We start from the raw sequence: 12,764 nt of genomic DNA, 5'->3' as shown, positions 1-12,764 counted from the left end.
ATGAAAATAACAGAGCTACTAACGAAGCATACGATCAAGTTAAACCTTGAGAGCAGCCAGAAAGAAAACGTTATCGAAGAACTCGTCAGCGTTTTGGATCAGGCGGGCAAGTTGAATGATAAAGAAGGCTACAAAGAAGCTGTGATCAACCGTGAGAAACAAAGTTCCACCGGTATCGGCGAAGGCATCGCCATCCCTCATGCGAAAACGGCAAGCGTTAAAGAGCCTGCGATCGCGTTCGGCCGTTCAAAAGACGGCGTCGATTATGAATCCCTTGACGGCCAGCCAAGCCATCTCGTTTTCATGATCGCTGCTACAGACGGCGCGAATAACACTCACTTGGAAGCATTGTCAAGACTGTCGACTTTGCTTATGAGGGAAGAGATTCGCAAACAGCTGCTTGAAGCTTCATCCGAAGACGAAATCATCGACATCATCAATCAGCATGATAAAGATGATGAAGAAGAAGAGCAGGCCGAAGAAGCATCTGCACCATCAGCAAAAGGAAAAATCCTTGCGGTTACAGCATGTCCGACAGGGATCGCCCACACGTTCATGGCTGCCGATGCTTTGAAAGAAAAGGCGAAAGAGCTCGGCGTTGATATCAAAGTTGAAACGAACGGTTCAAGCGGTATTAAAAATGGTCTGACAGCGCAGGAAATCGAAGATGCGGTTGCGATTATCGTCGCCGCCGATAAGCAGGTTGAAATGGATCGCTTTCAAGGCAAACATGTCATTGAAGTACCTGTAACAGCAGGAATCAGACGTCCGAAAGAGCTGATTGAGCAGGCGCTGAAACAAGACGCGCCTATCTATCAGGGTAAAGGCGGCGGTGCATCTGCATCTGCTTCTGAAGACGGAGCTGCCAAAGGAAAAGGCGGCGGTTTCTACAAACACTTGATGAGCGGTGTCAGCAACATGCTGCCATTCGTCGTCGGGGGCGGGATCTTAGTTGCGGTTTCATTCTTCTGGGGAATTAACGCGACCAAACCGGGAGATCCCACTTATAATGAGTTTGCAGCTGTATTAAATACTATAGGCGGAACTCAAGCACTTGGATTAATTGTCGCTGTATTGGCAGGATTTATCGCGATGAGCATCGCGGATCGTCCGGGGTTTGCGCCTGGTATGGTCGGAGGTTTCATGGCGACGCAAGCCGGCGCCGGTTTCTTAGGCGGACTGATTGCCGGTTTCTTGGCTGGTTATATTGTTGTCCTATTGAAAAAAGTGTTCGCTGGTCTGCCGCAAGTGCTTGACGGATTAAAACCTGTCCTTCTTTATCCGTTGTTTGGAATATTCTTGACCGGAATCATCATGCATTATGTTGTCAATACGCCTGTCAAGTATATTATGGATGGCATGACACATTGGCTTGAAGGTCTTGGAACAGGAAACCTTGTTGTAATGGGTATTGTTTTAGGCGGTATGATGGCGATTGATATGGGTGGTCCGATCAACAAAGCGGCCTTCACATTTGGTATCGCGATGATTGAAGCTGGAAACTTTGGACCTCACGCAGCGATCATGGCGGGCGGTATGGTGCCTCCGCTTGGAATTGCCCTTGCAACGACTTTCTTTAAAAATAAATTTTCAAAACGGGATCGCGAAGCCGGAATTACCAACTACGTGATGGGCTTGTCATTTATTACTGAAGGTGCGATTCCTTTTGCGGCAGCCGATCCGGCGCGCGTCATTCCTGCTTCTATCATCGGATCAGCAGTTGCCGGAGGTTTGTCTCAATTTTTCCATGTCACACTGCAAGCGCCGCATGGCGGAATATTCGTTCTCTTCTTTACGACGAACCATGCGCTGCTGTATCTCCTCAGTATCTTGATTGGTGCGGTTGTGACGGCTCTCATTCTCGGCATCTTGAAAAAGCCGGTTCCAACTGAAAAATAAGTGCTGAAAGTGCCACAGTAATCCCTGTGTGGCACTTTCTTTTTTACCGTTTTTGCCGGAAGTGAACGCGGGAATTATGTATTCGGCAGGAACTTGTGATAAAGTATAGGAAAGCTTTATTTTGCATGTATGCTGTGACAGACTGTTTTTAGGAGGAAGCGTTTTGACTGAAGAAAAATCCACCCAAAATAAAAACTCTCTCTTTGAATGGGTAAAAGCCATTATTATCGCAGTCGTTCTGGCGTTATTGATCAGGGCATTTTTATTCGAACCGTATTTAGTCGAAGGTACATCAATGGATCCGACGCTGCACGACGGAGAGCGGCTGTTCGTCTATAAAACGGTTAAATACGTAGGCGAATTTAAGCGGGGAGATATCGTCATTATCGACGGCGATGAAAAAAATGTCCATTATGTGAAGCGCTTGATCGGCCTGCCGGGAGATACCGTGCAAATGAAAGACGACACGCTGTACATAAACGGGAAAAAGGTGTCTGAGCCGTATCTTTCGGAAAACAGAAAAGAGGCGGAAGCAGTCGGCGTCAAACTGACGGGCGATTTCGGCCCTGTGAAGGTTCCGGAAGGCAAGTATTTCGTGATGGGAGACAATCGCCAGAGATCGATGGACAGCCGGAACGGACTCGGACTGATCGATAAAAAACGAGTGGCCGGGACTTCACAATTTGTGTTTTTCCCGTTCAACGAAATCCGAAAAACAGACTGAAAAATGCCTGATGTCCATTTGGACAATCAGGCATTTTTGCTTGATTTATGCGGATAATGATGCCAGTACTGCGATAAACAGTACGGTAACGAACACAGAGGCCATAATCAGAAGAACGCTGTATAAGATTCTGATTTCCGCGGCTTCTTTTCCCCTTTTTGACAGCATTCGTTTCGCCGCGATATGAACGAACACGTAAATCATGGCAATCCCGATGTAAAGGCCCACATCCCGTGCTGTAAAGCCGGTTACGGCAAGATAAACCCCTGCGAAAAAAATAAACATGCAGTATTCCGTCAAAGTGATAAGCTTCATGTCTTCCTCCGTCTAACGATCCGAGTTTTCTTCAAATATCACCTTTTTATAATATATCTTTTGCAGCCATCCCACAAGGAGGCCGAAGCCGATCAGCAGACAGGAAAATATCAAAAAGTCCGAGGTCCACATATCAAACCCTTTGAAAAGCCCGATAGACATCGTAGAAATCACCATGGCCACTGACACGAAAAGCGCTTGGCGCGGCCTTGAATTGATCCACCTGATGATATCAGGATCATCTTTTAATTTCATTATTCCTTCCCCCATTCTTCAATAATTGTAACATATTGTCACAAAGAAAGTGTGAACAAGTGTTTTTTTGATATATTTTTCTTTAAAACTTTATCGTAAAAAAGCAAAGCATTTCTCTTGCGGAATTTTCGTGTTATACTCTTTTTAATGAAGTATAGATGGAGGATTTTAAATGATAGCTGTTCAAAATGTCAGCTTGCGGTTTGCGGACCGGAAGCTGTTTGAAGATGTAAATATTAAGTTTACGCCGGGTAACTGCTACGGATTGATCGGAGCAAACGGCGCCGGAAAGTCCACTTTTTTGAAAATATTATCAGGTGAAATCGAGCCTCAGACGGGCGAGGTTCATATGAGCCCGGGCGAACGCCTTGCCGTCCTGAAGCAGAACCACTTTGAGTATGAAGAGCATGAAGTGCTGAAAGTCGTGATCATGGGGCATAAACGCCTTTATGAAGTCATGCAGGAAAAAGACGCGATTTACATGAAACCCGATTTTTCAGATGAAGACGGAATCCGCGCCGCAGAGCTTGAGGGCGAATTCGCCGAGCTGAACGGCTGGGAAGCCGAAGGGGAAGCTGCGATTTTGTTAAAAGGCCTCGGCATTGCTGAAGAACTGCATACGAAGAAAATGGCGGATTTGGGCGGTTCCGAAAAGGTGAAGGTCCTCCTTGCACAGGCCCTGTTCGGAAAGCCTGACGTCCTTCTTCTCGATGAGCCGACCAACCACTTGGATATTCAGGCGATCCAGTGGCTTGAAGAGTTTTTAATCAATTTTGAGAATACGGTTATCGTCGTATCGCATGACCGCCACTTTTTGAATAAAGTATGTACGCATATCGCCGACCTGGATTTTAACAAAATTCAAATTTATGTCGGAAACTATGATTTCTGGTATGAATCAAGCCAGCTTGCGCTTAAAATGAATCAGGAAGCCAATAAGAAAAAAGAAGAGCAGATCAAACAGCTCCAGGAGTTCGTTGCCAGATTCAGCGCCAACGCCTCAAAATCGAAGCAGGCGACATCAAGAAAAAAACTGCTTGAAAAAATTACGCTTGACGATATTAAGCCGTCATCGCGCAAGTATCCGTACGTACATTTCACACCTGAACGCGAAATTGGAAACGATGTGCTTGTTGTCACAGACCTGTCGAAAACGATTGACGGTGTCAAGGTGCTTGACTCGGTCAGCTTTATGATGAATAAAGAAGATAAAATCGCCTTTACAGGCCGGAATGAGCTTGCCGCTACTGTGCTCTTTAAAATCCTTGCCGGGGAAATGGAGCCTGACAGCGGATCGTTTAAATGGGGCGTCACAACATCCCAGGCGTTTTTCCCGAAAGACAACAGCGAGTATTTTGAAAACAGCGATTTAAACCTTGTCGACTGGCTCCGCCAATTTTCGCCGCATGACCAAAGCGAAAGCTTCCTGCGCGGATTTTTGGGCCGGATGCTGTTCTCCGGGGAAGAAGTGCTGAAAAAAGCAAGCGTTTTGTCAGGGGGAGAGAAAGTCCGCTGCATGCTGTCCAAAATGATGCTGTCCGGCGCCAATGTGCTGATGCTTGATGAGCCGACCAACCATTTGGATCTCGAATCCATTACAGCGCTGAATAACGGTTTAATCAGCTTTAAAGGCGCTATGCTGTTTACATCTCATGACCATCAGTTTGTCCAAACAATTGCCAACCGGATCATCGAAATCACGCCAAACGGAATCGTCGATAAACAGATGAGCTATGATGAATTTTTGGAAGACAAAGCGGTTCAGGACAAGCTTGCTGAACTTTACGCGTAATGATAGAAAACCCGCCTTAAAAAGCGGGTTTTTTTATAAAAAGGGAGATGGTTGCCGTGTCATGCCGCAAGGCTCTTGAGCAATATATTCAAGCAACAAACACACATGAGTTTGAGAATGTCAAAAAGCTCCTTCATCCCGACGCTGTGTACTGGTTCTCGGATGAAACGTGCTCGGGCGTTAAGGAAATTCAGCGTTATTTTGAAAACGCCTGGAAGCAAATCGAAAACGAAGTATACAGCGCCAGTCATATCAGTTGGATCACGGAAACGGACGAACAGGCCGTCTGTCTTTATACATACGAATGGAAAGGGTTTTTTAGGGGTGAACCGGTTCAAGGGGCAGGCCGTGCGACAAACGTATTTGTAAAGGACGAGTCAGGAAGCTGGAAGCTGAAGCATGAACATTTAAGCAGTTTGCCCAAATCATGAGGAGGCAGGGCATTGGACGGCTTTATAGCTCCATCTATGTACGGAAGTTAGAAAGGCTGGCAGCATGCGGAAATGATATAAAAGGACCTCAGAAAACTTCTGAGGTCCTTTTGTGCGGAAGGCTTTAGATCGCCCAGTTGCCGTTTCTGAAAATCGGCTCTCTTTTTCCGTCTGCTGTGATTCCGTCTATATTCATTTCTCCTGAACCGATCATGAAGTCAACATGTGTAATGCTTTCGTTTAATCCTTCTTTCGCCAGCTCTTCGCGCGACATCTGCTTTCCGCCTTCGATGTTGAATGCGTACGCACTGCCGATTGCGAGGTGGTTTGAGGCGTTTTCGTCAAACAGCGTGTTGTAAAACAGAATATTGGACTTGGAAATCGGCGAATCGTGGGCAACGAGCGCAATTTCGCCTAAGTAGTGTGAACCCTCATCCGTTTCGATCAGCTCTTTTAAAATCTCTTCACCTTGTTCAGCTTTGACATCGGTGATCCGTCCGTTTTCAAATGTCAGCTGAAAGCCGTCGATCAGATTGCCGCCGTAGCTTAACGGCTTTGTGCTTGAAACAGTGCCGTTCACTCCGTCTTTTTTCGGAGCGGTGAATACTTCTTCTGTCGGCATATTGGCCATGAACTCGATGCCGTTTTCGTTAGTGCTTCCGGCGCCGACCCACAGGTGCTTCTCAGGAAGCTCGATCGTCAAATCTGTTCCTTTTGCTTGGTAATGAAGGGCTTGGTAATGCTTGTCGTTTAAGACGCTTACTTTATCGCGCAAAGTTTGATCGTGGTCTTTCCACGCCTGGACAGGATCTTCACGGTCGACGCGGGTCGTTTTGAAGATCTCATTCCACAGCTTTTGCATCGCTGTCTTTTCATCTGCGTCAGGGAATACTTTTTTGGCCCAGGCCGGTGAAGGTGCTGCGACGACAGTCCAGCTGACTTTATCCGATTGAATCATTTGCCTGTATGTATGCATCGCCTTTCCGGCGGCTTTTTGCTGGGCCGCGATTTTTTTGGAATCGATGCCTTTCAAAAGATCAGGGCTTGAAGAGACAATGGAAATAAAAGCGGCGCCTTCCTTAGCGAGCGTCTCCAGACCTTTCGCTTCCCACTCAGGGAATTCTTCAAAGGCTTCCGCTGGGGCCAGCTCATATTTCAGCCTTGTCACCTCATCATCCTGCCAGCGGACCGTTACGTTTTTTGCCCCTCTTTGATAGGCGCTTTTGACGAGGAGCCGTGCAAAATCGCGTACTTCTGTTGACGCGTTGATAACGACTTTCTGTCCTTTTTGAACGTTTACACCGACTTCGGCTACAAGCTTCGCATATTTGCTCAGTTTATCAGTAAACGAATTCATTGGCAAAACCTCCTTTATTGTCCATAACATCATATCAAATATTTGATTGAAAAGAAAAAAAGACGCAGCCCGGTAAGGCTGCATCTTTTTTAACGGTTGATTTTGGCCGTTTGGCCGGGGGGCGAGCTTGGCATGTTTGCAAGGGAGATGCTCATCCCCCCGAGAATAATACCGCTTAAAATAACGGTGATGGCCAGGCGTCTTCCCATATCTCTAAGCATGTTCTTCCTCCTTATCGTTTCTCCATTCCTCACGATATGAAAGAAGCAGGGAAAAAAGACGCGAAAACAAAAATTATTTAGCCGCTTTTTGCAATTTATCGATCACTTCAAGAGAGCGGCCCGTTCCGATGGCGACAGACTCGAGCGGATTTGCAGCAACATGCACGGGCACAACGATTTCCTGTGATAGCCATTCTTTGATGCCGTTCAATAGCGCGCCTCCTCCGGTTAAAATCACGCCCCGGTCGACAATGTCTCCGCTCAGCTCGGGAGGACAGTCTTCAAGCGTCGCTCTGATGGCTTCGATAATATGAAGGAGCGATTCGCGCATCGCCTTCTGAATCTCTATTGATTCCAGGGTAATCGTTTTCGGCAGGCCTGTGACAAGGTCGCGCCCTCTGACTTCCATCGTTTTCGTCTCATGGTCAATCAATGCGTAGCCGATCTCAATCTTGACTTCTTCGGCCGTCCGTTCACCGATCAGCAGGTTGTATTTTTTTCTGACGAATGACACGATGTCTTCATCAAGCTGGTCGCCGCCGATCCGGATCGAGTGGCATGAGACTACGCCTCCGAATGAAATGATCGCCACTTCTGTCGTGCCGCCGCCGATATCGACGACAACGTTTGCGACAGGTTCATCGACAGGCAGGTCTGCGCCGATGGCGGCAGCGACAGGCTCCTCAATCAAATGGACTTGCTTGGCTCCGCAGTTTTTGACAGCATCGCTGATCGCACGCCGTTCAACCGCGGTTGAACCGGATGGCGTGCAGACGACGACGCTCGGCTTTCTGAAAGTAAAGCCGATGTTCTTTCCGGCTTTTTTCATAATCTGCTTCAAGAGGTCTGTCGTCATGTCATAATCGGCGATGACTCCGTCTTTCATCGGTCTGACCGCGACGATTTTTCCCGGTGTCTTTCCGATCATGTTTTTGGCTTCTGTTCCGACCGCCAATACGCTCTTTGTTTCCGTATCCACGGCGACAACGGAAGGCTCATTTAAAATGATTCCTTTGTTTTTGCTGTAAACCAATATGTTAGCTGTGCCTAGATCAATTCCGATCTCGGTTGTTTGAAACATGTTTTCACCCAATCTCTATTTAAAATTTTTCCGAAAAACGAAATTTTCTTCGTGCTGAAAAAATGAATTTCATTTAAATTTTCTCAAATGATCGGCGATTTTTGGGGGTTTGTGACGAGTTTGAAACCAATCTGTAAAATGCTGTCCTCATATTGACATGATGAGAAAAATATTCATTTTTATGACCGAATTTTTGTCAAAGAAACGTTCAATAAGGGAAACCTTTTTCAGTCTTCGTTCGTCTATCGTTATGCTAAGACAATATCTTAGAAAAATAGAAACAAAAGAGGAAGTAGGCGAAAGTTTTGAAAGCAATTGGAGTTGTGAGAAAAGTAGACGAACTCGGCCGGATCGTGATGCCGATTGAATTGAGAAGAGCTTTGGATATTTCGATCAAGGACAGCATCGAATTCTTTGTCGACCAAGATAAAATTGTCCTGAAAAAATATAAACCGCACGGTGTGTGCCTAATGACCGGTGAAATCACTTCTGAAAACCGCGAGTACGGAAACGGGAAAATTACGCTGAGTCCTGAGGGGGCCGAATTGCTTTTGGAAGAAATAAAAGCTGCCTTAAACGAAGTGAAAGCATAAGATTTGAAGCCCTTCATCAGAAGGGCTTTTTCTTGCGTCGGCAGAAGATAAAACCGCCGTCACTGAAAAATTCAGCCATAGAGACGATAAATACTTCGAACAATCCTCTCAAATGTGGTGTAAAGAATGTTACAATTGACTGAGAAATACAAGTGGCAGGTGGGGGTATGAAAAGATATCAAGGACGAATCATTGCAACCGTGCTGGCAATGACTTTTATCATGTTTTGGAATTTTTTATTCTATGGGGTGTTGGGAAATAAAATCAATTGGACGGTTGATCTGCTGTTTACACTGGTGACATTAATCAGCGTTTGGTGGCTCACGCTTTATATCGATGAGTCCAATCAGCTTGTCTATAAACTGAAGGAAAGCGAAAAGAAATATAAAGAGCTTTCTTCAGAAACCAACCGCATCATGGATAACCTTCAGGAAATCGTCTTTCAGACGGACCGGATAGGATACATTACATTTTTGAATCAGGCGTGGACAACGTTGACCGGATACAGTGTTGAAGAGAGTCTTGGAACGATGTACAACGATTACTTTGACCATGAAGAACGGATCTCGAATCACCTGATCGCCCAGCTGAAGAACAAGGAGCCTGAAGGCAGGATCGAGGTGCTCTACCATCGCAAAGACGGAAGCAAGTTCTGGGGCGAAGTTCACTATAAACTTTATTATAAAAACGGTCAATTTACGAGCAGCTTGGGGACGCTGACTGATGTGACGGAACGGAAAAAAGCGGAGATGGAATTGTTCAAGTCGAATCAGCGGCTGGCTATGCAGTCTCAGAAGCTGGCGATGGCCGGGCAGCTCGCCGCGGGAATCGCTCACGAAGTCAGGAACCCGCTGACATCGGTAAACGGATTTTTGCAGCTGATGAAAGCGGAATATCCCGACCGGAAAGATTACTTTGACATTATTTTCTCAGAGATTAAACGAATCGATTCCGTGCTCGGCGAACTGCTTGTACTGGCCAAACCGCACCAGGTTCAATTTAAAAAGATCAACATCAATTCGGTTCTTCAGCAGGTGGCAACGCTTCTTGAGACCAACGCCGTGCTTTCCCACATTAAGATCGAAAAAGCGTTTCAGCACGGGGAGGAGTGGGAAATAAACGGCGATGAAAATCAAATCAAACAGGTATTCATCAATTTAATAAAAAACGGGATAGAAGCGATGCCTGACGGCGGAAAAATCACGATCTCCTCGGAGGTTGAAGGTGACTATGTGAAAATCAGCATCAAAGACGAAGGGGGAGGCATTTCCCAAGCCGATTTGGCAAAGCTCGGGGAGCCTTTCTTCTCAACGAAAGAAGAAGGGACGGGTCTTGGGCTGACGATTTGCCTGAATATTATCGGCGCTCACAACGGAGAAATGAAAATCGACAGCGAATTGGGCGAGGGAAGCACATTCCACATCCTGCTTCCGATCGACAAAGGGGCGGCATCCGAAGAGAACGATATTCAGCAAGGATGCTGCAGCCGCGCAACGATAAAATAAAAGAGGAAAAATTCCACTTCATATGATAGAATTTGTTCAGATTGACCCATGGAGGAATTACCGATGAAAAAAGAATTTGCAGTAATTGGACTCGGCCGGTTCGGCGGCAGCATTTGTAAAGCATTGAGTGAAGAAGGGCTTGAGGTAATGGCGATCGACAGAGATGAAGATCGCGTAAACGAATACGCCAAAATTGCATCACATGCTGTGATAGGAGACACTACAGACGAATCAGTGCTGAAAAACCTTGGACTGCGCAATTTTGACCACGTCATTGTAGCGATCGGGGAGAACATTCAAGCGAGCATTTTGACAACGCTGATTTTGAAAGAGCTTGGTGTGAAAATGATTACCGTCAAAGCTCAAAACGATTATCACGAAAAAGTATTATCCAAAATCGGGGCGGACCGGATCGTTCATCCGGAGCGTGAAATGGGAAAAAGAATCGCCCACAACATCGTCTCCAACAATGTGCTTGATTATCTTGAACTTTCTGATGAACACAGCCTTGTCGAAATCGCAGCGAACGGCAAACTGGCCGGAAATACGCTGCTTGACCTTGATATCCGGGCCAGATACGGAATTAATATTGTCGCGATCAAGCGGGGGAAAGAAGTCATCGTATCTCCGCTTGCCACCGAAGAGATTCAAAAAGACGATATTTTAATCGTCATCGGCTCAAATCCTGACATTGAGAGATTTGAAAAAAAAGTTTTTCAACATTAAAATGCCATCGATCAGCCGCGGGAACCCCACAGCCCGCGGTTTTTTTGATCTTTTCATTGACTGTTTCAAACGATTCGGCTACGATATTGAACCATATCCATATAAAAATGAGAGGGGACATATATCTTTGGACAATGAGATGTTCATTCACCGGCTTGGCGCCGCCAGTCATCGCAAAAAAGCGGATACTGTAATTAAAAACGGAAAGATCATGGATGTTTTTAATCAGGAATGGTTGAAGACAGACATAGCTATCACAGACGGGGCCATCGTCGGTTTGGGCGATTATGAGGGGGAGAATACCATTGACGCAGAAGGACAAATGATCGTTCCCGGCTTTATCGACGGTCATGTCCACATTGAGTCTTCAATGGTGACGCCGCCCGAATTTGCCAAAGCGGTGATTCCCCACGGTGTAACAACCGTTGTCACCGATCCCCATGAAATCGCGAATGTCTCAGGAGTGAGGGGTCTTGAGTTCATGTTGGAGCAGGCTAAGATGACAAGGCTGAACATTCGTTTTATGCTCCCTTCTTGTGTGCCTGCGGCACCATTTGAAAAATCGGGTGCGGTTTTGAACGCTGCGGATTTACATCCTTTTTACAGCCGCGAAGAGGTGCTCGGGCTTGCGGAAGTGATGGACTATGTGGCCGTTGAAGCGGGAGAGCCGGATATGGTGCAAAAACTCATGGATGCCCATAAAGCGGACAAGCGGATCGACGGACATCTGGCCGGCTTGTCAGCCGGGTTCGTCAATGTCTACAGAGCGGCGGGCGTGCTGACAGACCATGAGGTCACGACACCTGAAGAGGCGCTTGAACGGGTCAGAAGAGGAATGTACGTCATGCTGAGAGAAGGCTCTGCGGCAAAGAATACACGTCATGTTTTGCCTGCGGTTAATGAGAAAAATGCGAGACGCTTCTTTTTCTGTACGGATGATAAGCATTTGGATGAACTGGTCGATGAAGGAAGCATTAACCATCAGGTCAAGCTTGCCATTCAAGAGGGACTTGACCCGTTTCTCGCATATCAAATGGGCAGCCTCAATGCAGCGGAATGCTTCGGGTTAAAGACGAAGGGAGCGGTTGCCCCGGGTTATGACGCAGACCTCCTTTTCATCAGCGATTTTGAGAACGTCAGCATTTCAAAGACGATGATCAACGGCGTGATCTGGAGCGGGGCAGAACAAAGCGAATGGACGGACGGCAAAGCGGCACCTGCTCTGCTCCAATCTGTCCATCTCCCTGATTTACATGAGGATGATCTGGAAATTCCGATCGTTCAAGGGAGTGAAATCAGGGTCATTGACATTATCCCCAATCAGCTTGAAACAAAGCTGTCCCTGGCCAAGCCGAAAAGCGGCGCTTTTTTTCAGCCGGATCTGGAAAGCGATCTGTTGAAAATTGCAGTGATTGAGCGCCATCGCGGCGTTAAAGGAATCGGACTCGGCGTTGTCAGGGGATTCGGTCTAAAAGAAGGCGCCATCGCGACAACGATTTCTCATGATTCCCACAATTTAATCGCTGTCGGTACAAATGATCAAGACATCTTAAAAGCGGTTGAACGTCTCGGAGAAATCGGGGGAGGCCTCACCATTGCAAAAGGAGGGAAGGAGCTTCAATCCGTCGCTCTGCCGATTGCCGGCCTCTTGTCGGACAAACCGCTTGAGACGGTAAACGAAAGCTTAAAATCTCTTCATGCAGCATTAACGGAGACAGGATTTTCAGGAGCGTTTAATCCTTTTCTGACGCTTTCTTTTTTAGCGCTTCCTGTTATCCCCGACATTAAAATGACGACAGAAGGCTTGTTTGATGTTAAAGCGTTTAGGCATATCCCGATTCAACCATAAAAAAACGGATGCACAC

13 protein-coding genes are annotated in these 12,764 nt (G+C 46.6%); 8 read left to right on the top strand and 5 right to left on the bottom strand.

What is annotated here, in order from left to right; all coding sequences use genetic code 11:
- Window positions 1–1,899, top strand: a complete 1,899-nt coding sequence (locus M1E03_RS13605) for a PTS fructose transporter subunit IIABC (protein WP_020451227.1) — start codon at window positions 1–3, stop codon at window positions 1,897–1,899.
- A gap of 163 nt (window positions 1,900–2,062) precedes the next feature.
- The gene (gene lepB / locus M1E03_RS13600; protein WP_020451228.1) at window positions 2,063–2,623 is read left to right on the top strand and encodes a signal peptidase I; all 561 of its coding nucleotides are present in this window, start codon (window positions 2,063–2,065) and stop codon (window positions 2,621–2,623) included.
- A 45-nt stretch (window positions 2,624–2,668) separates the two neighbouring features.
- On the opposite strand, the gene M1E03_RS13595 is transcribed toward lepB, so the two are convergent.
- Entirely contained in the window at window positions 2,669–2,938 is a 270-nt protein-coding gene (locus tag M1E03_RS13595) for a hypothetical protein (protein ID WP_020451229.1), read from the bottom strand.
- A 12-nt stretch (window positions 2,939–2,950) separates the two neighbouring features.
- Window positions 2,951–3,193, bottom strand: a complete 243-nt coding sequence (locus tag M1E03_RS13590) for a hypothetical protein (RefSeq protein WP_020451230.1) — start codon at window positions 3,191–3,193, stop codon at window positions 2,951–2,953.
- A gap of 172 nt (window positions 3,194–3,365) precedes the next feature.
- Between M1E03_RS13590 and M1E03_RS13585 the strand changes: the two genes are divergently transcribed.
- Together M1E03_RS13585 and M1E03_RS13580 are read left to right on the top strand one after the other, a co-directional pair.
- Window positions 3,366–4,985, top strand: a complete 1,620-nt coding sequence (locus tag M1E03_RS13585) for an ABC-F family ATP-binding cassette domain-containing protein (RefSeq protein ID WP_020451231.1) — start codon at window positions 3,366–3,368, stop codon at window positions 4,983–4,985.
- A gap of 56 nt (window positions 4,986–5,041) precedes the next feature.
- Window positions 5,042–5,416, top strand: coding sequence for a YybH family protein (locus M1E03_RS13580; RefSeq protein ID WP_020451232.1), 375 nt, complete (start codon window positions 5,042–5,044; stop codon window positions 5,414–5,416).
- Window positions 5,417–5,540: 124 nt separating this feature from the next.
- On the opposite strand, the gene M1E03_RS13575 is transcribed toward M1E03_RS13580, so the two are convergent.
- The 3 genes from M1E03_RS13575 to mreBH form a co-directional block, all read right to left on the bottom strand.
- Window positions 5,541–6,773: an aminopeptidase gene (locus tag M1E03_RS13575; RefSeq protein WP_020451233.1), complete on the bottom strand. Its 1,233-nt coding sequence runs from the start codon at window positions 6,771–6,773 to the stop codon at window positions 5,541–5,543.
- An 89-nt stretch (window positions 6,774–6,862) separates the two neighbouring features.
- On the bottom strand, window positions 6,863–6,994 hold the full coding sequence (locus M1E03_RS13570) for a protein YkpC (protein WP_003181378.1): 132 nt from the start codon (window positions 6,992–6,994) through the stop codon (window positions 6,863–6,865).
- A 73-nt stretch (window positions 6,995–7,067) separates the two neighbouring features.
- On the bottom strand, window positions 7,068–8,075 hold the full coding sequence (gene mreBH, locus M1E03_RS13565; RefSeq protein WP_020451234.1) for a rod-share determining protein MreBH: 1,008 nt from the start codon (window positions 8,073–8,075) through the stop codon (window positions 7,068–7,070).
- Between the two features lie 305 nt (window positions 8,076–8,380).
- Between mreBH and M1E03_RS13560 the strand changes: the two genes are divergently transcribed.
- The 4 genes from M1E03_RS13560 to ade all read left to right on the top strand — a co-directional run bounded on the left by M1E03_RS13560 (window position 8,381) and on the right by ade (window position 12,748).
- Window positions 8,381–8,668 (top strand): AbrB/MazE/SpoVT family DNA-binding domain-containing protein, encoded by a 288-nt coding sequence (locus tag M1E03_RS13560; RefSeq protein WP_020451235.1) that lies wholly within the window; start codon window positions 8,381–8,383, stop codon window positions 8,666–8,668.
- Between the two features lie 167 nt (window positions 8,669–8,835).
- Complete coding sequence (locus M1E03_RS13555; protein ID WP_020451236.1) at window positions 8,836–10,173, top strand: ATP-binding protein; 1,338 nt, start codon at window positions 8,836–8,838, stop codon at window positions 10,171–10,173.
- A gap of 63 nt (window positions 10,174–10,236) precedes the next feature.
- Complete coding sequence (locus M1E03_RS13550) at window positions 10,237–10,899, top strand: potassium channel family protein (protein WP_020451237.1); 663 nt, start codon at window positions 10,237–10,239, stop codon at window positions 10,897–10,899.
- A 127-nt stretch (window positions 10,900–11,026) separates the two neighbouring features.
- A complete protein-coding gene (ade, locus tag M1E03_RS13545) occupies window positions 11,027–12,748 on the top strand; it encodes an adenine deaminase (protein WP_023857279.1) in 1,722 nt (573 codons plus the stop codon).
- Window positions 12,749–12,764: the final 16 nt, after the last annotated feature.

It is taken from the genome of Bacillus sp. PK6-013, from assembly GCF_054161445.1.
Note: the sequence above shows the minus strand (reverse complement) of the source record. Positions and strands in the feature narration are given on the sequence as shown.